22 protein-coding genes are annotated in these 23,275 nt (G+C 46.6%); 12 read left to right on the top strand and 10 right to left on the bottom strand.

Annotated features, from left to right (window positions below; all coding sequences use genetic code 11):
• From ftsX to ftsY, 3 genes are read right to left on the bottom strand one after another with little or no spacing between them, the layout of a single operon-like run.
• Nucleotides 1-981 carry a permease-like cell division protein FtsX gene (ftsX, locus tag NO989_RS07385; RefSeq protein WP_156087017.1) on the bottom strand — a complete coding sequence of 327 codons (981 nt, stop codon included), beginning with the start codon at nt 979-981 and terminating at the stop codon, nt 1-3.
• A complete protein-coding gene (gene ftsE, locus NO989_RS07390; RefSeq protein WP_014950991.1) occupies nt 978-1,691 on the bottom strand; it encodes a cell division ATP-binding protein FtsE in 714 nt (237 codons plus the stop codon). Before ftsE ends, ftsX begins: the two co-directional genes overlap by 4 nt.
• A gap of 26 nt (nt 1,692-1,717) precedes the next feature.
• Nucleotides 1,718-3,394 (bottom strand): signal recognition particle-docking protein FtsY, encoded by a 1,677-nt coding sequence (gene ftsY, locus NO989_RS07395; RefSeq protein WP_156087019.1) that lies wholly within the window; start codon nt 3,392-3,394, stop codon nt 1,718-1,720.
• Between the two features lie 66 nt (nt 3,395-3,460).
• Between ftsY and rsmD the strand changes: the two genes are divergently transcribed.
• Nucleotides 3,461-4,144: a 16S rRNA (guanine(966)-N(2))-methyltransferase RsmD gene (rsmD, locus tag NO989_RS07400; RefSeq protein WP_156087021.1), complete on the top strand. Its 684-nt coding sequence runs from the start codon at nt 3,461-3,463 to the stop codon at nt 4,142-4,144.
• A 129-nt stretch (nt 4,145-4,273) separates the two neighbouring features.
• Here the strand turns inward: rsmD and NO989_RS07405 are convergent, their stop codons facing one another.
• Together NO989_RS07405 and NO989_RS07410 are read right to left on the bottom strand one after the other, a co-directional pair.
• Nucleotides 4,274-4,852, bottom strand: coding sequence for a YjaG family protein (locus NO989_RS07405; protein ID WP_371342323.1), 579 nt, complete (start codon nt 4,850-4,852; stop codon nt 4,274-4,276).
• Entirely contained in the window at nt 4,853-5,455 is a 603-nt protein-coding gene (locus tag NO989_RS07410) for a YhgN family NAAT transporter (RefSeq protein WP_014977587.1), read from the bottom strand.
• Between the two features lie 437 nt (nt 5,456-5,892).
• Here NO989_RS07410 and NO989_RS07415 point away from each other — a divergent pair, with 437 nt between their 5' ends.
• A complete protein-coding gene (locus NO989_RS07415) occupies nt 5,893-6,075 on the top strand; it encodes a hypothetical protein (RefSeq protein WP_014950994.1) in 183 nt (60 codons plus the stop codon).
• 185 nt (nt 6,076-6,260) lie between these two features.
• Here the strand turns inward: NO989_RS07415 and pepB are convergent, their stop codons facing one another.
• Complete coding sequence (gene pepB / locus NO989_RS07420) at nt 6,261-7,544, bottom strand: aminopeptidase PepB (protein ID WP_371342324.1); 1,284 nt, start codon at nt 7,542-7,544, stop codon at nt 6,261-6,263.
• Nucleotides 7,545-7,768: 224 nt separating this feature from the next.
• Here pepB and sfsA point away from each other — a divergent pair, with 224 nt between their 5' ends.
• The 7 genes from sfsA to panC all read left to right on the top strand — a co-directional run bounded on the left by sfsA (nt 7,769) and on the right by panC (nt 13,796).
• The gene (sfsA, locus tag NO989_RS07425) at nt 7,769-8,485 is read left to right on the top strand and encodes a DNA/RNA nuclease SfsA (RefSeq protein ID WP_039234061.1); all 717 of its coding nucleotides are present in this window, start codon (nt 7,769-7,771) and stop codon (nt 8,483-8,485) included.
• A gap of 241 nt (nt 8,486-8,726) precedes the next feature.
• Entirely contained in the window at nt 8,727-9,176 is a 450-nt protein-coding gene (gene dksA / locus NO989_RS07430) for an RNA polymerase-binding protein DksA (RefSeq protein WP_014950997.1), read from the top strand.
• 73 nt (nt 9,177-9,249) lie between these two features.
• Nucleotides 9,250-10,173 (top strand): tRNA glutamyl-Q(34) synthetase GluQRS, encoded by a 924-nt coding sequence (gene gluQRS, locus NO989_RS07435; RefSeq protein WP_371342325.1) that lies wholly within the window; start codon nt 9,250-9,252, stop codon nt 10,171-10,173.
• A gap of 98 nt (nt 10,174-10,271) precedes the next feature.
• Entirely contained in the window at nt 10,272-11,591 is a 1,320-nt protein-coding gene (gene pcnB, locus NO989_RS07440; protein ID WP_371342326.1) for a polynucleotide adenylyltransferase PcnB, read from the top strand.
• Entirely contained in the window at nt 11,584-12,081 is a 498-nt protein-coding gene (folK, locus tag NO989_RS07445; protein ID WP_014951000.1) for a 2-amino-4-hydroxy-6-hydroxymethyldihydropteridine diphosphokinase, read from the top strand. Before pcnB ends, folK begins: the two co-directional genes overlap by 8 nt.
• A gap of 57 nt (nt 12,082-12,138) precedes the next feature.
• The gene (panB, locus tag NO989_RS07450) at nt 12,139-12,933 is read left to right on the top strand and encodes a 3-methyl-2-oxobutanoate hydroxymethyltransferase (RefSeq protein ID WP_014977593.1); all 795 of its coding nucleotides are present in this window, start codon (nt 12,139-12,141) and stop codon (nt 12,931-12,933) included.
• An 11-nt stretch (nt 12,934-12,944) separates the two neighbouring features.
• A complete protein-coding gene (gene panC, locus NO989_RS07455) occupies nt 12,945-13,796 on the top strand; it encodes a pantoate--beta-alanine ligase (protein WP_371342327.1) in 852 nt (283 codons plus the stop codon).
• A 112-nt stretch (nt 13,797-13,908) separates the two neighbouring features.
• On the opposite strand, the gene panP is transcribed toward panC, so the two are convergent.
• The gene (gene panP / locus NO989_RS07460; RefSeq protein WP_014977595.1) at nt 13,909-15,543 is read right to left on the bottom strand and encodes a pyridoxal-dependent aspartate 1-decarboxylase PanP; all 1,635 of its coding nucleotides are present in this window, start codon (nt 15,541-15,543) and stop codon (nt 13,909-13,911) included.
• Nucleotides 15,544-16,106: 563 nt separating this feature from the next.
• On the opposite strand from panP, the gene NO989_RS07465 reads away from it, so the two are divergent.
• Nucleotides 16,107-16,838: an EAL domain-containing protein gene (locus tag NO989_RS07465; protein ID WP_014951004.1), complete on the top strand. Its 732-nt coding sequence runs from the start codon at nt 16,107-16,109 to the stop codon at nt 16,836-16,838.
• A gap of 96 nt (nt 16,839-16,934) precedes the next feature.
• Here the strand turns inward: NO989_RS07465 and NO989_RS07470 are convergent, their stop codons facing one another.
• Genes NO989_RS07470 through NO989_RS07480 form a run of 3 tightly spaced genes read right to left on the bottom strand, consistent with a single transcriptional unit; the run spans nt 16,935 to nt 19,377 of the window.
• On the bottom strand, nt 16,935-17,603 hold the full coding sequence (locus NO989_RS07470) for a methyltransferase domain-containing protein (RefSeq protein ID WP_321824899.1): 669 nt from the start codon (nt 17,601-17,603) through the stop codon (nt 16,935-16,937).
• A complete protein-coding gene (locus NO989_RS07475) occupies nt 17,603-18,418 on the bottom strand; it encodes an ABC transporter permease (protein ID WP_014951006.1) in 816 nt (271 codons plus the stop codon). The genes NO989_RS07470 and NO989_RS07475 overlap by 1 nt, the downstream gene beginning before the upstream one ends.
• A 26-nt stretch (nt 18,419-18,444) precedes the next feature.
• The gene (locus NO989_RS07480) at nt 18,445-19,377 is read right to left on the bottom strand and encodes an ABC transporter ATP-binding protein (RefSeq protein ID WP_014951007.1); all 933 of its coding nucleotides are present in this window, start codon (nt 19,375-19,377) and stop codon (nt 18,445-18,447) included.
• Between the two features lie 741 nt (nt 19,378-20,118).
• Here NO989_RS07480 and pdsR point away from each other — a divergent pair.
• Both pdsR and pdsS read left to right on the top strand, forming a co-directional pair.
• Entirely contained in the window at nt 20,119-20,808 is a 690-nt protein-coding gene (gene pdsR / locus NO989_RS07485; protein WP_014951008.1) for a proteobacterial dedicated sortase system response regulator, read from the top strand.
• A 61-nt stretch (nt 20,809-20,869) separates the two neighbouring features.
• Nucleotides 20,870-23,038: a proteobacterial dedicated sortase system histidine kinase gene (pdsS, locus tag NO989_RS07490; protein ID WP_321824900.1), complete on the top strand. Its 2,169-nt coding sequence runs from the start codon at nt 20,870-20,872 to the stop codon at nt 23,036-23,038.
• The last annotated feature ends 237 nt before the right edge of the window (nt 23,039-23,275 follow it).

Here is a 23,275-nt window from a genome sequence, read left to right on the forward strand (position 1 = left end):
CTACTTGGGCTCTATTTCCCTTACATGACGCTGCACAGAGATAAGTGAGCCCAGTAAACCGAGCAGCACCGATAGTCCCAGCATAGTCAGCAATGCAGAACCGGTTAATCCGGTAATGTTGAAATCCTTCTGATACATAGCGGCAAACGTAGTGATGCTGCTATCCATCCACCATAGTATGATAATAACGGCAAACCACGCCATTAGTCCGCCCAATAGGCCATACCAGAAGCCTGTATATAAAAACGGGCGATGGATAAACGCATCGGTTGCGCCAACCAGCTTCATCACCACGATTTCGTCATACTTGTTCAAAATATTCAGACGAATGGTGTTACCAATAATTAGTACAACGGCGATGAAAAGTAGTAATCCTATTAGCGTAACCAAGTCTCTAGCAATATCGATAACGGCATATAGTCGCTCTAACCATTCGATATCCAGTTTGCCAATATCAACTTCACGCTGCTGTCGCAGCTTATCTAGCAGTGCTTTGGCTGCCGTCGGTGACGCGTGTTTTTCGTTTGGCGTTACTAGTACTACATCAGGCAGTGGGTTTTTCTCTAGATAGGCGATGGCATCGCCCAATCCTGACAAGTGCTGAAATTCTTTAAGCGCATCATCCGCTGGAATATAAACAACGCTGTCTATTTCAGACCAGCTGTTTAATCGTGCCACCAGCTGTTGCGAACTTGCCGCGTTGATATTTGGCTTTAAAAACAGAGATATTTCTGAAGCCTGATCCCAGCCTGCTGTAATTTTCTCAGTATTTTTCACCATGATATAAAGCGTACTAGGTAGCGTAATACTCAGGCCTAGTACCCCAATAGTCATTAAAGATGCCAGCGGCTGACGCCACAGCTCTCCAAGACTCGCCAGCGCTTGGCGCACATGGCTGACAAAGAACATCACAATAGATTGAATAAAGCCCACTTTGGCAGAAGACGCCCCTTTTGCACGCCCTTTAAACAAAATACTCATGACCAGGCTCCTTCACTGCTGGCTGAACTTGTGCCATCAAGATCATCAGTAAGGCCATCGGTGATCATTTGACCATTTTTGAGGGTCAGCGTGCGATAACGCATGCGAGCAATCAGCCCTAAATCATGGGTTGCAATAAGTACTGACACGCCCGCTTGATTGAAGTCTTCGAAAAGACGAATAATTTCCATAGAAAGCTTGGGGTCGAGGTTACCGGTCGGTTCGTCTGCCAGCAGTAACGGGGGTTTATTTACTACTGCTCGCGCGATCCCCACTCGCTGCTGCTCACCACCAGACAACGTAATAGGCAGGCAACGCGCTTTATCTCTTAGCCCTACCATTTCAAGCGCAGCTTCTACGCGCTTGCGAATTTCTTTGTGGGTGTAACCCTCAATGACTAGCGGTAACGCCACGTTGTCAAAAACCGACTTGTCCATTAGCAGCTGGTGACTTTGGAAGATCATGCCGATATCGCGGCGTATATAGGCAATATCTCGACGGGTAATGGCGTTAAGGTCGTGGCCATTAATAAGAACGCGCCCTACTGTTGGGCGCTCCATTAGGCTGATAAGTTTAAGTAGCGTGCTTTTTCCTGCGCCAGAATGCCCTGTTAAAAAGGCCATTTCACCCGGCGCAATATGAAAATTCACCTTGCTTAGCGCACGTTGTCCGCCCGGATAAGTTTTGCTTACCTGCTCAAACTTTATCATTATTTTTCCCTACCGCTTTGCTGGTTTTAGCTTTCAGGTGTGTCCATTTCGCTAAACAACGCATCAATAAATTCTTGTCCATCAAACTGGCGTAAATCATCAATACTTTCGCCAACACCTATATACCTTATAGGAATTTTAAACTTATCGGCAATAGAGAATATAACGCCGCCTTTCGCTGTACCGTCTAACTTGGTTAGTGTGATGCCTGTTAAGCCCACGGCTTCGTTAAACAACTTGGCTTGGCTAATGGCGTTTTGCCCTGTACCTGCATCCAATGTAAGCATAACTTCGTGAGGCGCATTCGGATTAATTTTCTTCATTACGCGAACCACTTTCTTAAGCTCTTCCATCAAGTTGTTCTTATTCTGCAGGCGCCCTGCCGTGTCGGCAATAAGGATATCTGTGCCGCGCGATTTTGCTGCTTCTAGTGCATCGTAAAGTACCGATGCACTGTCAGCGCCAGTGTGCTGTGCGATAACCGGAATATCGTTGCGCTCGCCCCATACTTGAAGCTGTTCAACCGCCGCCGCTCTAAAGGTATCACCCGCAGCAAGCATCACTTTCTTACCTTCTTGCTGGAACTGCTTAGCCAGCTTACCAATAGTCGTGGTTTTACCTACGCCATTTACGCCAACCATTAAGATAACGAACGGACCTTCACTGGAATCATGGGCCTGCATCACTTCTGACAGAGGCTGATTCACTTGAGACAACATTCCCGACATTTGCTGCTTCATGATCTCCAGCAAGGCTTCGGCATCTTTTAAATCTTTTCGAGAAGCACTATCGGTTAGGTGATCGATGATTTTTTGCGTAGTATCCATGCCCACGTCAGCGACTAACAGCTGAGTTTCAAGGTCTTCATAGAGCTCATCATCAATGGTTTTGCCTTTAAACAGGCTTACTATGCCGCTACCTAAATTCTCTTTTGTACGAGATAGGCTTTCTTTTAAACGTGCGAATAACGACTTTTTCTCTTTCGGCTTTTCTTCGGCTTTGGCTTTAGCTTGCGCTTCAGCCTCTGCCTTTGCGCGAGCCTCTTCTTCCGCTTGCGCCTTCGCCTGTGCTTCAGCCTCTGCCTTTGCGCGGGCTTCTTCTTCCGCTTGGGCTTTCGCCTGTGCTTCAGCCTCTGCCTTTGCGCGCGCTTCTTCTTCGGCTTTAGCCTTCGCCTGTGCTTCAGCTTCTGCCTTTGCGCGAGCTTCTTCTTCCGCTTGCGCCTTCGCCTGTGCTTCAGCTTCTGTCTTAGCGCGGGCCTCTTCTTCCGCTTGTGCCTTCGCCTTTGCTTCAGCTTCTGCCTTTGCGCGGGCTTCTTCTTCCGCTTGGGCTTTCGCCTGTGCTTCAGCTTCTGCCTTTGCACGCGCTTCTTCTTCAGCTTTAGCCCTCGCCTGCGCTTCAGCTTCTGCCTTTGCGCGAGCTTCTTCTTCCGCTTGGGCTTTCGCCTGTGCTTCAGCTTCTGCCTTTGCACGAGCTTCTTCTTCCGCTTGTGCCTTCGCCTTTGCTTCAGCCTCTGCCTTAGCGCGGGCCTCTTCTTCCGCTTGAGCCTTCGCCTGTGCTTCAGCTTCTGCCTTAGCGCGGGCCTCTTCTTCCGCTTGCGCCTTCGCCTTTGCTTCAGCTTCTGCCTGTAAGCGAGCTTCTTCCGCTTGGGCTTTTTGTTTATCTGCTTTTTTGTTCTTACTGAACCAGCCAAAAAGTTTCGACATCGTTAGGACAAATCCTTATAAATTCTTAGCAATTTCGGCTACACTTGCCGCCTAATGTATGAACGCATGATACCATTGTCAGCCACTATGAAGCGAGTTTCTCGCCCTACTCGGGCACCATCTTCTGCAAAAAAACCTTATTCATCCCAAAAAGGGAAAAAATCAGGGAAAACCCAAAGCACAAATAGTCCTGGGCAAATACGCATTATCGGTGGCCAATGGCGTGGTAGAAAGTTACCCGTACTCAATGCAGAAGGGTTAAGGCCAACTACAGACAGGAACAAAGAAACTTTGTTTAACTGGTTAATGCCTTACATAAACGATGCACGCTGCTTGGATGTATTTGCGGGTTCTGGTGGGCTAGGTTTAGAAGCTCTGTCTCGCTATGCAGCACATTGTGATTTTATAGAGCTGGATAAACAGGCAGCAAGCCAGCTTAAAAGTAATCTTACCTTATTAAAAGCAAATGAACTGGCGTCAGCAACCGTTCATCAAGGGGACGCACTAGGTATTTTAAAAGGCATCAGCCAAGCGCCTTACGATATTATTTTTGTCGATCCGCCTTTTGCGAAATCATTGGTAGCACCTACGCTGGCTGCGCTAGAAGATAACAAACTTGTTCATAGTGGTAGCGTGGTGTATTTAGAGCACGAAAGTGCGCTAACAACGCCCGCTCTCCCCGCCCATTGGCAAATTATTAAAGACAAACAAACTAGCGCGCTGCGCTATATGCTAATTGAGATATGTTGATTGATAACGATTGAAGTGCCTCAATTGAGGAGAGATAAGCCGTGACCTTTAAGTACACGGCTTTTATTGAGCATAAGAGCTAAGGATCTGTTGCTCGTTTTACCTAAGCAAGATCAAGTTGCGTTGTCATTAAAGCTCAAGACCAATATTGGAGATTCCAGCTTCCAAGGCAAGTGCTTTCATTTCATCTGCCGCTTTCGCTGGGTATTTGGCTTGCTCTACATAATCAAGCAATTCGTTTTGTACCTCAACTTCAAACTCCATCAGCGGATGCCCTTTTACAGTCTCGTCATCGGCTTCTTCGCTTTCTAGCAAATAGGCTTCTACGCTGCCTTGCGATAACTTGCTGATGACCACTGCGCCTTGCGGATCGTCGCCTGCCATCAAATTTAGCAAACCAGCTAGACCAATAGCTGCATCAATTGCTGGATAAACGCCATAGTTGTCATGCTCACTGGTATCAGGTGTAGCCACTTCAACTTTCTCAAGCTGTACCGCAATGTTGAATTTGCTCTTGGGTGATTTCAACGTTTCCCACGCCAAATTCAAACAGTTGCGCAATGCGCTTGCATCACCACTTTCCGTTAATTCACAGAAAAGCGTGTAGTTGGGTAGCATACGCTCAAGTAATGCAGCACCGAATGCAACGGCTTTCCAGCCTTCCAAGGCGCGAACGCGCCCAAAGGTATTAAGTTTTTGCTTTGCCATTTAAAGGGCTCCAGTGGCATGCATGAAATATTGGGTAACGCCATCCAGCAACATTTGGATAGCAATCATAACTAGGATCATACCCATTAATCGCTCCATCGCAACTAGACCGCGCTCCCCCAGAATTTTATGGAACACATTTGAAAATAGTAAGATCACTGCGCTTATCGACCATGAAGCCGCAAGCGCAATCGACCAGTCAGCCATTCTGTCTGGCGCTTGGTTGGCAAGAAGAATAAGCGCAGCCAGCGTTGAAGGGCCCGCTATCATAGGAATAGCTAGAGGTACTAGAAAAGGTTCTTCACCTACAGCTAATCCACTGGGGTTGCCAGATGATGGAAAAATCATTTTAAGCGCAATAAGGAACAGAATAATTCCCCCAGCGATACTTACTGTCTCTTGTTCCACGTTCAGAAAATTGAGAACCGATTGGCCACTGAACAAAAAGAGAAACAGGATGCCAAGAGCAAATAATAATTCTCGAATTAGGATGACTTGACGACGCTTTGGTTCTATCGATTTGAGTACCGACATGAACACAGGGAGGTTACCTAAGGGATCCATGATCAAAAAGAGCATGATGGCAGCAGACCAAGTATCCATTTTTTTACTGTCTCCGGTTGTGAGGCTAAGCCCGTTTGCGCGTAAACCATTGAGTATAACTCAAAGTTCTTACAGATGGTCGTTTTAGGCGCGCAATGGTAAACCAAGCTGACTTAGTTAAAAACACCTTTTAAGGCATGATTGTTTTTCATTTATCTAGAGCCTGCAAAAAATACTCGAAAAATAACGAAAGTGCGCTTTACTAAAGCGTAGGGAGAAGTGTTTGTCATTTCTAAGCGGTGTTTTCGCCTTATTCACGGTCAGAATTCAAACAGCCCAATTGGCTTTTTCTACACCTTTTGGATAATGTCTTATCTCCAGAGCTTTTGATGTAATAGTGGGTAACATCATTTTGTTTAACGTTTTGTTCTGCGCATTGTTCGGCGTTGGAACCTGTTAATCCTCAATAAGAACAACCAAAAATAGGAAATATTGCAATGAGTTTGATGACTGTTAAAGAAGTGGCTGCTTTTCTTGGCGTACAAGAAGTGCGCGTAGAGCGCCTTGAGCGTGAAAGCCTTTTGGTTTCGAAAGATAAAGACACCGACGGTAACCCACTTTTCGACAGTGGCGACGTTGAACGCTATAAAACGCTAGCCGAGCGTTTAGGCGGGATCTAATTTACAGAAAAAGGGCGTGATTTTTTGCAAAGTCACGACCTTTTTATTTTTTTGCGCGAAGCGACGTTAGTTCAAGTAACGCTATTCGCTTTGCCTCTACTCATCCACGTGGCACAACGTGCGACGTTTAAAAATAGAGTAGAGTAGCGTTCGACAGCCATTGGAGGCGTCGAACGCTATCTTATTTATGCACTGAAGTCTTTCAGCATTCTCGCAATTGAGCGAATACCTTTCGCTGTTGCCCCTACCGGCATTTCAGATGTTGCCCCGCCATGGTAAGCAGCGGCTAAATCCAAATGTACCCAGCCTTCTGGCTTAACAAAGCGTGATAAGAAGCCCGCAGCGTTTGATGCACCGCCACCACCGCCACCTTTCATTGGGCGACTGTTTGCTGTATCTGCGAACGCCGATGGACAGCGCTCTGCGTGGAAATCTTCAAGTGGTAGCGCCCAAAAACGTTCGTTTTCTGCCTTCGCTGCTTTAAGCATTTGTTCGCGGGCATTATCATCTAACGAGAATACGCCATGGTAGTCAGAACCCAGTGCAACCACTGCAGCACCGGTTAGCGTTGCTGCATCAATAATCAACGGTGCGCCCGTTTCCGTTGCCGCCATAAGGCCATCAGCCAACACTAAACGTCCTTCAGCATCGGTATTAACCACTTCAACGGTTACCCCATTTTTATAGGTAAGCACATCACCTAACTTATAAGCGTGACCGCTAATAAGGTTTTCTGCACAGCACAAAATAAGCTGAATACGCTTTTCACTGCCTTGAGAAATAGATAGCCCTAATGCCCCTGTTACCGTCGCTGCGCCGCCCATGTCACATTTCATATCTAACATGCCTTCGCTTGATTTAATGCTGTAGCCACCGCTGTCGAAGGTGATGCCTTTTCCAACTAGCACGGCATCAACCGGCGCATCCGTATTACCTGTTGGGTTGTAATCAAGTACCAGCATTGCAGGCGGACGTTCACTGCCGCGGCCCACATTATAAATGCCAATCCAGCCCTGCTCTTTAAGATCTTCACCTACCGTCATTGAGTAAGTGACCTTGTCACCACCCAGTGACTTAAGCCACTGTGCTGCTCGGGTTGCTAAGGTTTCAGGGCTTAGATCTTCAGGTGTTTCGTTTACCAGCTGACGGGTAAATAGTAACGCCGCATATTCTTGCTCTAGCGCTTCTTTGTCAGCCGTTTCGGCCCATTTTATTGACGCTGGTTTGCGCGCACGCGTGAAGCTAAGTGCAAAAGCCCACTGCTGCTCTTTGTGCCAATCACCGCTTAGCGTAACTGCTGGCAGGCTTAAGCCATCTAGCTTTCTTGCCGCTTGCTGAATTAAACGCTCATTAAGCTTGTCGTCAGGCAGGTGAATAACTGCACCTGATTCAGTGAAAGAAAGCTTAGCACTCTCGCCCCACACTGCTTCAGCACTGTTTCTAGAAAGGCTAACGGTAAATTCTGCCATCGCGTTTTATTCCTTATTACATCGTTATATTATTGCAAAGCGCTTTTTGCGCTTGCACAAATGTTTGTTACTCTTTGGCGCCTTGTTTACTGCGCTTGTTGTTCGCTAACCACATACGCTTTGTTCGCTAAGCGCATACGCTATACGTGCTCGTTCAAAAGCACACATATCAATTAGCGAAACACACTAACGTGTTTTCACCTACATTCTAAAAAAGGCGTCACATGAAGTTTTCACCTTCCTTATTACGCGGCACCCTTATAAAAAGGTACAAGCGATTTCTTGCCGATGTTGAGTTAGACGACGGCACTATTGTAACTGCACATTGCCCAAATACTGGCGCTATGACTGGCTGCGCTGTTCCTGGATACACTGTCTTTTTAAGTGAGTCCACCAACCCTAATCGAAAACTCAAGTATACATGGGAGCTAGCCCAAACATTTGATGGTCACTTCATCGGCATTAATACGCACAATGCTAATAAACTGGTGGCGGAAGCGCTAGATAACAAGGTGCTAAGCGAATTTTCAGACATCACAGATTGGAAAGCAGAAGTAACACCGCCAACCGCCAATAGCCGGTTCGACTTTGCATTAACTCGAAAAAATGCCGAACATCAGAGTGTTACTGAGTATATGGAAGTTAAATCCGTCACCTTAGCAGATGAAAACAAAGGGTTCTTCCCCGACGCAGTCACGCAACGCGGCGCGAAGCACTGTTTAGAACTTGCTCGTTTATCTGACAGTGGTATAAAAACCAATCTATTATTCTGCGTACAACACACCGCCATCGAAAGTGTACAAGTGGCCGAGCATATTGATCCAACTTATGCAGAAAGCGTAAAGATTGCCGCAAACGCTGGCGTAACGGTTTTGGCGGCAAGCTGTATAATAGACGAACAAAAAATCCTATTAAATCAAACACTCCCTTTGATTTTATAAAAAATAGGTTGATTTTTTTCATTTCGCCTTCATATTTGCGCCTTGTTTTAGTGGGAGAACGCACTAATGCGTTTGCTGGTAGCCAGCGGGCTAAATGAAAAAACACCTGGCTAATTTATGAAAGCAATACACCAGCATAATAATTACATAGACACGATTGATTGCCTGAAGTTGTCGAGTCTGATATAGATATCGGTCCAATCAGGACAAGATGGATGTCGTAGTGTAGGAGATGTGGCAGATGCCAACAGGAAAAGAAACAAAATCCCTAGGACTATTAGCGCTGGCAGGTTTACAGCCGTACGAGCCAAAAGCTGACGAAGAGTACATGGGCGAGCCCCAAATGGAGCACTTCCGTCTATTGCTTAAAGCATGGCGCAACCAACTTCGTGAAGAAGTTGACCGTACAGTAACGCACATGAAGGATGAAGCAGCAAACTTCCCTGATCCTGTAGACCGTGCAGCTCAAGAAGAAGAGTTCAGCCTTGAGTTACGTACACGTGACCGTGAGCGTAAGCTAATAAAGAAAATTGAAAAAACGCTTAAGCGAATTGAAGAAGACGATTTCGGCTTCTGTGACCAGTGTGGTATCGAAATTGGTATTCGTCGCTTAGAAGCTCGTCCTACAGCAGATTTATGTATCGACTGTAAGACCATGGCTGAAATTAAAGAAAAACAACTTCAAGGTTAAGTTACTAGCCTCGATTACGTTGATATAGAAAGCCTCATCCCGAAAAGATGGGGCTTTTTGTTAAGCCTTTATTATGCATAACCACTATGTAGGGCGCTTTGCTCCCTCTCCATCCGGCCAACTTCACTTCGGTTCGATAGTTACCGCTGTTGCCAGCTACCTAGATGCCAAAAGCCATAACGGAAAATGGCTGCTACGTATGGAAGATATAGACGAGCCGCGCTGTATTAAAGGTGTAGATAAAGACATACTCACTACCCTAGAAGCCCACGGCCTGTATTGGGACGGCGACGTCATCTATCAAAGCCAACAACATGCCCGTTATCAAGCGGTTCTCGATGACTTACTTACACAACAAAAAGCCTATTTTTGTACCTGCACACGTAAGCAAATTAAAGCCATGGGCGGTGTTTATAACGGCCACTGTCGAACTGAGCCAGTGCACTCCAACACACAGGATTGTGCAGTTCGTTTAAAAGTAGATACTCAACTTGAAGCCTTTGATGACGTGCTTATGGGCAAAGTTATGCCCTCTAATTCAAGCTCCGATTTAATAGCCGAAGACGTAGTACTGAAACGTCGAGACGGCTTATTTTCGTATAACCTTGTCGTGATTTTAGATGACGTATTTCAGCAAGTTAACCATGTCATTAGAGGGTGTGATTTAATTGATGTCACGCCTTTACAGCGCGCCGTATATCACACGCTGGGCTATTCTACTCCTGAATACGGTCACGTGCCGGTCGCTGCCGTGGCACCAGGCAGAAAACTAAGTAAACAAAACCGTGCAGCGCCAGTTAAAAACGAATCAGCTTTAGATAATCTCGTGCGTGTGATGCACTTTTTAGGCTTTTCCTTTCCAAATGCGTCAGAATTTGGTGATATTGATTCGGCGCTTAAGACGGCTATTTCAATGTGGAATAGGAAAAAAGTAGTGAAAACACCCGAAATTATTGTTCCACAGCATGAATCCACTTATTATAGCGAACCTTTATAGTCTGCGGAGATACCATCATCATTCATCGTGTTTTTAAATCTGTTAAGCGCGCTTTTTCAAAAGAGAGTTCGTCTCCTAACGCTTTAAAGCCAAGGACTATGACCCGTGGAGAACACGGTATATCTCGCGAAGACGTAAGCGCAAATGCATTAAAAGTAATGTATCGCCTTAATGGAGCTGGCTTCGAATCCTATTTGGTAGGAGGCTGTGTACGCGACATTTTGATGGGTCACGAACCAAAAGATTTCGACGTGGTGACGAACGCCACACCTGAACAAATTAAAGGCTTGTTCAGAAATTGCCGCCTTATCGGCAGGCGCTTTCGTTTGGCCCACATCGTGTTTGGCCGTGAAATCATTGAAGTTGCCACGTTCCGTGGGCACCACCAAGAGACTGACGAAGACGAAAACCTTCCCAAGGGCAAGGCTGTCGCAAAGCGCGACGCTCACGGTCAATTAGTACGCGATAACGTATTTGGCACCATTGAAGAAGATGCTGAACGCCGTGACTTTACCTTTAACGCCATGTATTACAGCGTGGCAGACTTTACGGTAAAAGACTTCGCTAATGGCTTAGCCGCCATAGAAAAACGAGAAGTTGAGCTTATTGGCGACCCGGAAACACGCTACCGTGAAGATCCGGTACGCATGCTACGTGCGGTGCGCTTTGCCGTTAAGCTTGGCATGCGCATTGAAGCAAAAACCGCTGCACCGATAAAATCTCTGGCCAACCTTTTACAGAACATTCCACCAGCGCGCTTGTTTGAAGAAACCCTTAAACTGTTTTTATCGGGTAAGGGAGAAGAAACCTTCTTAATGCTGCACGAATACGGCTTAATCGAGCCTTTGTTCCCTCAGCTAACGCCGTTTTTGAAAGATGAAAACAGCCGTGAAATGCAGTTTGTACGTCGCGTACTTGCCAATACCGACGAGCGTATTAATAGCGACCAGCGAGTTACGCCAGCGTTCCTTTACGCCGCGCTACTCTGGTATCCGGTTGAAGAAGAGTCACAACGCTTACAAAGTGAGTCTGGCTTAAATGCTCACGATGCATTTAATATTGCGTCAGGTGAGGTTATCGCACGTCAAACACAACGTATTATGATCCCTAAACGCTTCTCTACCGTGGTTCGGGACATCTGGATTTTACAGCAACGCCTACCTAAGCGCTTTGGCCGTCGCGCTTTCCAATTGCTCACGCACCCTAAATTTAGAGCTGGCTATGACTTTTTACTTGCCCGCGGCCAAACCGAAGGTGGCGATCTATTAGAGCTAGCTCAGTGGTGGACGCACTTCCAACACGCTGACAACGGTAAGCAGAAAGGCATGCTTAACGCCCTTCGCAAAAGCGAAGGCGGCGCAAAAGGTGCCCCGCGTAAGCGCAAGCGTAAACCAGCGAAGCGAGGTCCTGATGCATAAAGAGCACGTTTACATTGGTGTAGGTAGCAACCTCGGCGATAGCCAGGGAAAAGCCCAGCGCGCGTTTGATGCGATAGGTCAAATCGAAGACACCCGCGTACTTAAAACCTCTTCACTTTATTCCAGTAAACCGATGGGGCCGCAAGACCAACCTGACTATATTAACGCGGTGTGCTTAATTGAGACCTCGTTAAAGCCGCACGGCTTATTGAAGCAGCTGCAACGCATTGAGCTGGAAGAAGGCCGTGAGCGCAAAGGTGAGCGCTGGGGTCCACGCACGTTGGATTTGGATATTTTGTTGTACGGCAGCGAAACTATCGACACCGCAGACTTAATCATTCCCCATTACGGCATGGCAGAGCGCGAGTTTGTTATGGTGCCGCTGTTTGAAATTGCGCCCAATATGGTTATGCACGATGGCAAACCCATCTCGGCATGGGTCGCTAACTGCTCGCTGGATGGACTTCGTCGCCTGCGCTCTTCCAATTAGCGGCAAAATCCGTATAGTTCGCCACACGATACCAACAATATCAATCTGAGACATGTCATGAAGAAAGTAACTGTATCGGGCTTGCTTAAGAAAAAGCAGGCCGGGGAAAAGATCACCTCTTTAACCGCTTACGACGCCAGCTTCGCCAAAATGTTCGACGAACAAGGCGTTGACGCCCTTCTTATCGGCGACTCTTTAGGCATGGTCCTTCAAGGTGAAGACGACACCCTACCGGTAACCATTGATGACATTGCCTACCACACGAAAAGTGTGCGTCGCGGCACTGAACGCGCCTTCGTATTAGCCGATATGCCGTTTATGTCTTACGCCACTCCTGAGCAAACCTACGCCAATGCAGCAAAGCTTATGGCTGCAGGTGCAAGTATGGTTAAGATGGAAGGTGGAAGCTGGTTGTGCGACACCATCAAAGGCTTAAACCTGCGCGGCGTCCCTGTGTGTGGCCATTTAGGCTTAACGCCTCAGTCAGTGCACGTATTCGGTGGTTTTAAAGTACAAGGCCGCGAAGCGAGCCAGGCTGAAAAACTGCTTAGCGAAGCGAAAGCGTTGGAAGAAGCCGGTATTCAGTTATTAGTGCTTGAGTGCGTGCCTTCATCGCTAGGCAAAGCGGTTAGCGAAGCCCTAACCATACCGGTAATCGGTATAGGCGCAGGCAAAGATACCGACGGTCAAATTCTGGTGATGCACGACATGTTTGGCATCAGCGCAAACTATATGCCGAAGTTCTCAAAGAACTACCTTGTAGAAACCGGCGATATGCGCAAAGCCGTATCAAAATATATTGAAGATGTGCAAAGCGGTGCGTTCCCATCGGCTGAACACAGCTTCGAGTAACGAGGTAAATTATGAAGGTGGTTGATAGTATTTCAGCATTACGCAGCACGGTGAACGCATGGCGACGTAATGGTGAAACCGTAGGTTTTGTACCCACTATGGGCAACCTGCACGATGGTCATCTCAAACTAGTTAAAAAAGCGAAAGCGCACAACGACAAAGTGGTGGTTAGCATTTTTGTTAACCCCATGCAATTTGGTGCGAACGAAGATTTAGACGCGTATCCACGCACTATCGAAGAAGATAAAGCTAAGCTTATTTCTGTGGGTGCTGACGCGGTGTTTTTACCTAGCGTAGCGGAAATGTATCCGGCAGGTCTGGATGCGCAGACGTTCGTTGAAGTGCCCGGTATTTCAGACTCGCACTGTGGCGCCAGTCGCCCTGGCCATTTTCGCGGCGTCGCTACCGTGGTGACCAAGCTTTTCAACATGGTACAGCCCGACGATGCGTTTTTTGGTGAAAAAGACTTCCAGCAGCTACAAGTTATTCGGGCGTTAGCTCGCGATTTATCAATGGCAGTGAAGGTTCACGGGGTGCCTACAGAGCGCGAAACGTCAGGCCTAGCAATGAGCTCTAGAAATGGCTACCTGACAGACACTGAAAAAGCGACGGCGAGTGCTATTTTTGCAGAAATGCAGCGCTTAAAAGCGGGCATAGAAAGTGGTAACACCGACTTTGTTCAGCTTGAAAATGCCATGGTCAGTAACCTTGAAACAAAAGGCTTTAAGAAAGACTACTGTCAGGTAGTTAACGCCGCCACCTTTGAACCAGCTAACGATAGCGACAAAGAATTAGTTCTGCTTGTTGCTATGTTTATGGGCAAGACACGCTTAATTGATAATATGCAAATTACGCGAGATTAAGCGTAATACCAATCCTCACGGATAGTCTCGAACTACAAAAGAAAACGCCCGATGCATGACTCCTAAACAGAGCCTGTATCGGGCGTTTTTTTATTTGTTGCTGCTGAAGTCTTTAAGACGCAACGGTTTCTGTTTCGCGAACGAAATCCATTAGCTCTTTCCAAGCCTGAGTCTCTTTCGCAATTAAGTGTTGCTCAGCCAAAATTGCGGCCAAGTCGTTATGGCTAGTAAGCGGATTCGCTAACACTACGCGAAACACGGTAATACACTGGGAAGGGTAATCCGGCGCTTCCAGGCGAGTACGAGACACAAAAGACTTACCTGCTTCACGCTGCTGCTTTTGTACCGCAACAACAAGGGCGTCAACCTTCTCATTAATAGCGTTGCGGGTTTTAGCATTCACATGCTTCAGCTTTTCCTGCACTTCAGCGGGACAAACGCGATAGGTCAACAGTGATAGAATAGGTGTGGTCGTCAATTCAAAGTCTTGGGCTTTATCAATCATCTGCGCAAAGTCTTTGGCTTTATCAATGCTGCGATCAATAAGTAGCTCGTACCCTTTGCGACCGAATATATGCAGCGCCGAGTACACCATCATGGCCATACCGTTTCGGGAGCCTTCAAGCGTGGTAGCACCTAAGTCTTTAGAGCCTGCACGCAAAATATATTGCGCGTGATGTCTTACCGCATTGGCATTTTGTGGGTCTTTGAAAAGCGCCATTCCTGCGCCCATTGGCACGTACATTTGCTTATGTGCATCAATAGTCACTGAGTCTGCGCGTTCAATACCTTTTAGTCTGTCGCGATAGCGCGCCGAGAACAGCGTAGCGCCGCCCCAGGCTGCGTCTACATGGAACCAGCAGCCTAACTCTTTGGCTACGTCAGCAAGCTCGTCTAGTGGGTCTACGTGCCCTGTTTCGGTGGTGCCGCCTACCCCAACGATAGCAAGAAGCTTATTGCCTTCCTCTTGATAACGTTTGCCAATGCGAAGGGCTTTTGCTGGATCTAGGGTTTGCTTTGGCGCGGGCACAGTTAATAATTGTTCGCGGCCTAACCCCAATACATCCACTGCCTTTGACAGCGAGTAATGCCCACGTTTACTGCACATCACGCCTAAATTGTTAATGTCGTAGTGACGATAGGCAGCGGCAAGACCTGCTTTTGCCACGCCAGAAAACCCTTTTTGTGGGCCTAGTAGTTTGTTGCGAGCCACCCATAAGGCAGTGATGTTGGCAATGGTTCCGCCAGAGCAAAATGCCCCCAAAGAATGGGCCGCACTGTGTAGATGGTTGTCGTAAAAGCTTTGAGGCTGATCGTACACAAGGTTGTGCATCATACCCAATACTTGACGTTCTAGCGGCGTGAAAGCTTTAGACGTTTCTATTTTAACCAAGTTCTGGTTAAGCCCGACCATTAACTTAGAAAGCGGCAGGTGAAAATAGGGCAACGCTGAGGTCATGTGACCAATAAAGGTAGGCGAGTAAGTATTAACTGAATGCGCAACAAGCTTATCTAACAAGCTTTCAGCATGAGTAGACACAAACTCGGGTGACTCAGGCACCTTGGAGTCTGAAAAGTCTTTTTCAATTTCTTCTAACGACGTCTTTTTTGTCACTACGTGCTGCGACAAAAAATCTAAGATATTGTCAGATAAATGCTGCTCTATTTGAGCCAGCTTTGAGTCTTTGTGTTCAGGCTTGGTAAAGACCCTAAACAGGTGCTCTAAACTAACTTGCGCTTCACCCACTCAACACACCTCATACTTAAAACAATCACACATTTCGCTTACATTTATTGGGCGAAATCAACAGGCGGTTTTGTAGGACACCGGCCTGACACTTACTTTTCCTTTTAGCCAAATAGCATTCAACACAATTACTTTGCGACTGGTGCAGCTATTTATCCAACATATCCCTTAACGGTACATCGGCTGGGCTAATGCGCGTTGACGCGGTCCATTCGTTGCCAAACCTGAAAACTTATCACAATACTTTCAGGGTGTCGCACTTTACATCAGATTGCAATGCTCGCCAAGGGTTAGCGCACGGCATTTAAGCGACTATTAACGTTTTATTACATGCAAAAAACTTATGAAGCGGTTAACTCTGCACACGTATTTAAACGAATTCCCCCGAATTTTGTACCGCAAATTCTATCAGTCTCTACTATATTTAATTTATGAATAGTACCAACACGGGTCTCTCGTATTGGTTTTCCATCTTCTAATTGCGAGCCTAAGTAGCCATTGAACTCACATTCAAGCATTCATCGCTGCGATAAAGTACTGCTTCAAAGCAAGGGGGTCTGTTTATGCCCATTCGTGAAATTTCCGAGGATTTCTCTATCGATGATATCGTGCCTTATTTTCAACCCATCGTTGACTTACAAAGCCAAGGAGTATGGCGCTACGAGTGCCTGGCACGCTTGATAACCCGAGGTGATAAGACTTTTTTACCTAGCGAATTTCTCTACCTTATAGAGCGCGAACAACACGTAAATACGCTTGCAGCGAGCATGTTTGTGCAATGTGCCAGCTATTTTCACGACGTTAATATCCCTTGGAACATCAATATAACTGCCAATGACCTTCACAATGTAGAGCTTACTAATACCCTCATCACCCATTTAGCAAGCTATCCCACGCCGGAGCGTGTAAGTATAGAAGTGAGTGCTTCTACTGCCCTATCCAATCCGAAAAGCCTTACCGCATTTATCGAAAAAAGCATGCATGTGGGGCTGGGCGTTTTCATCGACAACGTTGGATCATGCCCAGGTAACATACGAGCGCTTATGAACTTGCCAGTTCGGGGGATTAAGCTCGCTGGCGGGCTAATTAAACACTATGACGAACAAGAGGCAGTGAGGGAATATGTAGACTATCTGCTGTCGCTATGTGAACGCCATGGAGTAAGCACTATTGCCGAGCACGTAGAAGATGAGGCGCATCTAGAACGCGTAAAACGCCTGCCCATTCGTTATGCACAGGGATATGTGTTTAGTCCGCCCATGGCGAATGTGCGAAGTGCCACTGCGCGCCATTAACAAGCGAATTATACGAATTTGAATAACAAACGGGGCGAGATTTTCATCTCACCCCACTTTTATCAGCTTTCAGTATTTCTTGCTGCTATAGCAGACTCAGCTTTCTTCGCTACGGCAGTTAAGCTGCCAGCACGATTGACCGCTCCCTCGGTACTTTCGCTCAAACGGCGTCATGTGATCATCGCCAGTAACTTCAGATAAATCAGATACCATGCCGTAATGTTTAGCCGCTTGCGCAAATTCCATTAGATAAATAAGCCAGTTGCTACGCACCTCAATATTAGGTGTGATCGCCATCAGGTCCACCATGGCCGCACTACCGTGCCAGCGCTTTTGAACCTGCGTCTTTTTAGGATAGGGGTTGGGATACAGCAGAAAGTGCTGAGTCACGTTCCAACTAGACTGCTTTACTAAGCGCCAAAAGTCGTTCACATCGGCACGAATGACCCGATAGTTATCTTGCTGTGCACTGTAATGCTCGTGTTTTTCCACCCGCAGCGCCGACTTATCGATACCGATAACACGCGCATCGGGGGTTGCTCTTGCAATATTCGCCGTACTTTCGCCAACGCCGCAGCATGAATCTAAAATGATCTCGCCGCTAAAGCCATTAAGCCACGCGCTGACATCATCAAACGCGGCTTGTGTATGGTCGCTAATCGGTCGCTTATTTTCACTCGCTTGGTACTTTTTCACTAAGTCGTCTAACTTATCGTGAATACCTACCTGCGATGTTGTGATTTCTCTAGAATTACCGCTGGCCATTAGCTACGAATACCTTTACCCGTTTTAAGTAGGTAGTACGCCACACCAAATAGCAGTGCATTAAAGCCCACTAACAAGGCAAGCGACAAGGTTACATTTACGTCAGAGACCCCTAAGAACCCATAACGAAACCCGTTGACCATATACACAACAGGGTTCGCCTTACTCACCCACTGCCAGAATTCAGGCAATAGGGTAAGTGAATAAAACACACCACCTAAGTAAGTTAACGGTGTTAATACAAACGTTGGAACCACGCTAATATCATCAAAGGTCTTCGCAAATACCGCATTAATTAAACCCGCAGTCGCAAACAAGGTAGAAGTGAGTAACAACGTGAGCGCAATAATGCCCAAATTGTGTATTTGAACATCAACGAAAAACAACGATACTAAGGTAACGATAATACCTATCAGTATGGCGCGGGCCACGCCGCCGCCCACATACCCAAGAATGATGACCGAAGTGGGTACTGGTGACACCAACAGCTCTTCAATATTGCGCTGAAATTTAGCACTAAAAAATGAAGAGGACACGTTGGCGTAGGAGTTTGTGATTACCGACATCATAATAAGGCCGGGCACAATAAACTCCATGTAAGTAAAGCCGCCCATTTCGCCAATACGATTACCAATAAGGCTACCGAATATCACGAAGTACAAACTCATTGTAATAGCTGGCGGCACAAGGGTTTGTACCCATATGCGCAAAAAGCGCGTGCATTCTTTTATCCAAATAGTGGTTAGCGCCACATAGTTTTGCTTAAACCAACCCACGTTTTCTTCTGTGTTCATTTGTGTACTTTCAGTTTTCATGTTTTTCACCTTTACCTGCTGTGGGTTTAGCCAGCTTGCTTCGCTGATTCAACTAAACGCACAAATAGCTCTTCAAGGCGATTTGATTTATTGCGCATGCTCATTACTTGAATACCCTTTTCACTTAGCTGGGTGAAAACCGGGTTCAATCCTTCCGTTTTCTCAACATCAACTTCAAGGGTATGGTCGTCAATCAAACGGTGTTCAAAGCCCGTTAGTAGGTCATCTGTCGTCGTCATGCCATCTGGAATTTTGATATCCAACACAAAGGTTTCTAGGCTTAGTTTAGACAATAAAGCTTTCATGCTGGTGTTCTCGACAATGGTGCCCTTGTTAATAATGGCGATATTGCGACACAGCATTTCTGCTTCTTCAAGATAGTGGGTAGTGAGGATAATCGTGATCCCCTGACGGTTAATCTCTTCTAAGAAACCCCACATAGAGCGGCGAATTTCAATATCTACGCCCGCGGTTGGCTCATCTAAAATAAGCAATTTCGGCTCATGCATGAGTGCGCGAGCAATCATCAGTCTTCGCTTCATACCACCCGATAGCTCGCGCGCGCGGGCATCGCGTTTTTCCCACAGGTCGAGCTGAGCAAGGTATTTTTTAGCACGCTCTTTCGCAATACTGCGCGGTACGCCGTAGTAACCTGCCTGATTCAATACAATTTGCAGTACAGTTTCAAATTGGTTGAAATTGAACTCTTGTGGCACCAGACCAATGCAGGCTTTGGCTTGCTCTTTTTGCGTTGTGAGGTCATAACCAAACACCGACACACTGCCATTGGTTTGGTTTACAAGTGAACTGATAATACCAATAGTGGTAGATTTACCCGCCCCATTTGGGCCAAGTAATGCAAAGAAGTCTCCTTCTTGTACTGTAAGGTCGACGCCTTTTAGTGCCTGTACGCCACCTTTGTAGGTTTTGGTTAACCCTTTAATGTCCAACGCTTTCATGATTTGCCCGTAGTGAGAGTGTGATCACTAAGACGTATTGACCTTTGATGCAAACCAAAGGTCAGCACGCCCTAATTAACTTTAGTGAGATGCAGTTATCTGTCGCTAACAACTTACAACCAACGAAGTGTAACCTAGTTCATGCCATTAAATGAATACACTCGCGTTTAGTGGTTGCTTTAAACAGTTTAAGCTTTCGTCTTCTAAATGAGAGCGAAAACGCCTTTTTTCAACCCCAATAAAAAAGCGCTGCGTACCGTTGGGGTAGTACGCAGCGCAAAGGGTAGCTTAATACCAGTCTGAATAGATAATTGAGACTTTTACGTAGAAGTTCAGCCTTACCGCTTCCACGGCACTGTTTCCCCTCTCCCAGTCTTTGAAGAGGCTTCTACAGTGCAATCCGCCTCGCTTGCCTGGCACTTAAAAAAAGCAGTGCGCTAAACTCGACGGACAAATACTATTAAACCCGTTATTAATGGCAAAAAAAGCGCGTAATTGTGGAAATGTGGTGGTGATTTAGCTTTCCTATAGATTTAGCATGTGAAACTGCACTACAAGCGTTTTATTAATCCGCGCTTGGGGACGTTGTGTGGGGCTGCCGCCAAAGATAAAGTTCACGATAAGCCCCTCAAATATGGCGTAAATGAGGCAGGCTTGAGGATTTTATGCCGAACTTAGGCAATAGCTGTCATTCATAGGTATAGTGTGCGCTCTATCAGAATTATATTTGCGGGTTAATGTATGCCAAAGACAATTGCATTAGTGGAAGATGACGCGGCCATTCGCGAAAATTACATTATGGCGCTTAAAGCGCAGGGCTATAGCGTGAATGCCTATGAGGACAGGCCTTCTGCTGCTGAAGCGTTTAACCACACCTTACCCGACTTAGCCATTATCGATATTGGTTTGAAAGATGAAATTGAGGGGGGCTTTATGCTGTGTCAGCAACTGCGAGGCCTATCACAAACCCTACCTATCATCTTTTTTACTGCACGAGATAACGACGTAGATACTATCAGCGGCCTTAGAATGGGCGCGGACGACTACCTGACTAAAGATATTAGCATGGCTCATCTGCTAGCACGCATTGCAGCCTTGTTTAGGCGTACAGACTTACTTGCTGCCCCCACAGAGCAAAAAGATGAACTAAAAGTTGGCGACTTAAAAGTAGACGTGTCGAGAATGACGGTAAGCTGGCAGAACCAGCCCGTTTTGTTGACGGTAACAGAGTTTTGGATGCTGCATGCGCTCATTAAGCGCCCAGGTCATGTTAAAAGCCGCCAACAGCTCATGGATGAATCCAGAATGGTGGTAGACGACACCACCATTACTTCGCATATCAAACGTATGCGTAAAAAGTTTGTGCAGCTTGACCCAAACTTCGATCATATCGACACCGTGTACGGCATGGGATATCGCTGGCAGCTGTAGCGGGCTTTCGACTAAAACTGCGTTTCGTCTGATTAAAAGATAAGGGCAACCGACTAAAAACATGGGATTTCGCTTTTCAATACGCCTTCAGCTTATGGTGCTGTCGCTGTTCTTATTCACCATACCCTACTTAGGTTATAACTATGTGTGGGAGCTTGAGCAGTATCTGCGAAACGGTCAAGAACAAACCATGATTGGCACGGCGCGAGCTGTTGCCACTGCCCTTCACGAGCGTCCCGCTTTATTTGATAGCCAATCGGCGTATCTTCAAGACGTGCGCCCTGGAACAGATCTTTACGCGCCACCTATCCCGTCCCCCATTCGACTGGATGGCGAACTTAACGACTGGCAGCAAGTCAGCGAGTTAATGAGTGAGTATGGCAGTGGCGAAGTTATTGAGTATTACAATGGCTATGCGGGAGAACCCACTAGCTTGTCGTTTAAGCATATGGTGGGGCGCTACGGTCAATTTCTGTATGCCATGTTTGAAGTCAGTGATGACGTGCTGCTGTGGCGACAACCCAATAGTTTAAGCGTGGAGACTGGCGACCACTTACTTGTGGGCATGGAAACTCCACAGGGAGAATTAGCAAGGTATGTTGTCGCCCCTTATGAAAGTGGCTGGGTAAATGCGTACAAGCTGGCAGATAACACAACGACAACTCGGGCGGTAGAGAACGCGCTCTCTATTCAAGGCCGATGGCAAGAAACTGCCACGGGCTACAACATTGAACTGCGCTTTCCGCTATCTATGACCACAGGCGGCTTGGCATTTTCAATTGTCGATGTGGACGACAGGGCAAGTCGATTGAAGCAGTACGCGTTAGGTACGGCGAATACAAAAGAGCTCGCTGAATTAGGTACTGTTATCACTCCTTCCCCTGAAATTGAGCGCATTCTGGCAGGTTTAAAATATGCCGATTCACGGGTTTGGGTTGTAGATAAGCACAAGCGGGTACTCGCCCGCGCTGGTGACATTCAATCGGCCACAGGCATTGAAGTAGATGAAAAAGAAACCTCTTCAAATGCAATTTGGCACTGGGTTGAGAGTGAGTGGTTACTTCCACTTTATTATCAGATTCTTACGCGGCCACCTGCCGACTTTATTGACGAGCTAGACGATGCTTATGCATTGGTAGGGCAGGATTTAGGCACGGCGCTGAATGGCCAACCCGATTCACTATGGCGTTTGTCACCCGATAACAAAGCCATAGTACTCTCCGCTGCCTACCCAATTTTTATTGAAGGCAACGTAATGGGGGCAGTTATTGTAGAGCAAACCACCAATGGTATTCGTACGTTGCGGAACCGGGCGTTAGAACAACTCTTTCACGTGATTTTAGCAGTGATGACCATAGGTACATTAGGGTTACTGCTGTTCGCTACGCGAATTTCAAACCGCATTCGCTCCCTTCGCGATAACACCGAAGCGGTGATAGATGATAATGGCAAAATCATTGGCACCCTGCCGGTTTCAAATCAGCGTGATGAAATTGGTGATTTATCCCGTTCATTTGCGGATGTGCTTTCACGGTTACAGCAGTACAACTCCTATTTAGAAAACATGGCATCTCGCTTGTCTCACGAACTTAGAACGCCCATTGCCGTGGTAAAATCGTCGCTGGATATGCTGACTCAGGTGAATGACGCCGACCAACAAGCCGTTTTTGTTGAGAGGGCGCAATCAGGGGTGAACCGCCTAAGTACAATATTAAACAGTATGAGTGAAGCCACCCGATTAGAGCAGGCCATTCAACAAGAAGATTTAGAGCCATTCGACTTAGTTAAGGTGATATCTGGTTGTATTGCTGGTTACGAACATGCTTATAGCCATCGACGCTTTAGTTTTACCCACAATGCTGATACTGCGCGCATACTTGGTTCCCCTGAACTTACGGCTCAAATGTTCGATAAAATTATCGCTAACGCCGTAGATTTCAGTGAAAAAGAAAGTGAAATCCCAGTCAGTATCACGGTTAAGGACAAGCAAGCTGAGTTAATCATTAGTAATACCGGGCCGCTTCTTCCTGAAGGAATGAGGTCTCAGTTGCTTCAGTCTATGGTGTCGGTGAGAAAAGAAAACGATGTGCAAAATGCCTCTTCACCGCACTTGGGGCTGGGACTTTATATTGCCAATATCATAATGACCTTCCACAAAGGTCAGTTGTCGTTATCCAATCGGAAGGATAGTACAGGTGTAGTCGTCAGCGCGCGCTTTCCTTTGATGTGAATGAATGAAAAAAACGTCCAACTCGGTCTATAGTTAAAGTCTAATGAACTTTGCTACATAGATAGCGAAAGCCGAGCACATACCTCATACCAGTTCACATAGGTTATTATCTATACGGATTAATGGTATGGACCCTCTCCTCCCATAAAGGCTTCAAATGAGCCAAGATAGGGTTGTTCAAATCACTATCAAGAAGGAGAAGGTCACATGAGTAAGGTAACAATAGGTCTCGATATC

This window comes from Alteromonas sp. DY56-G5, assembly GCF_041414725.1.
Classification (GTDB): domain Bacteria; phylum Pseudomonadota; class Gammaproteobacteria; order Enterobacterales; family Alteromonadaceae; genus Alteromonas; species Alteromonas macleodii.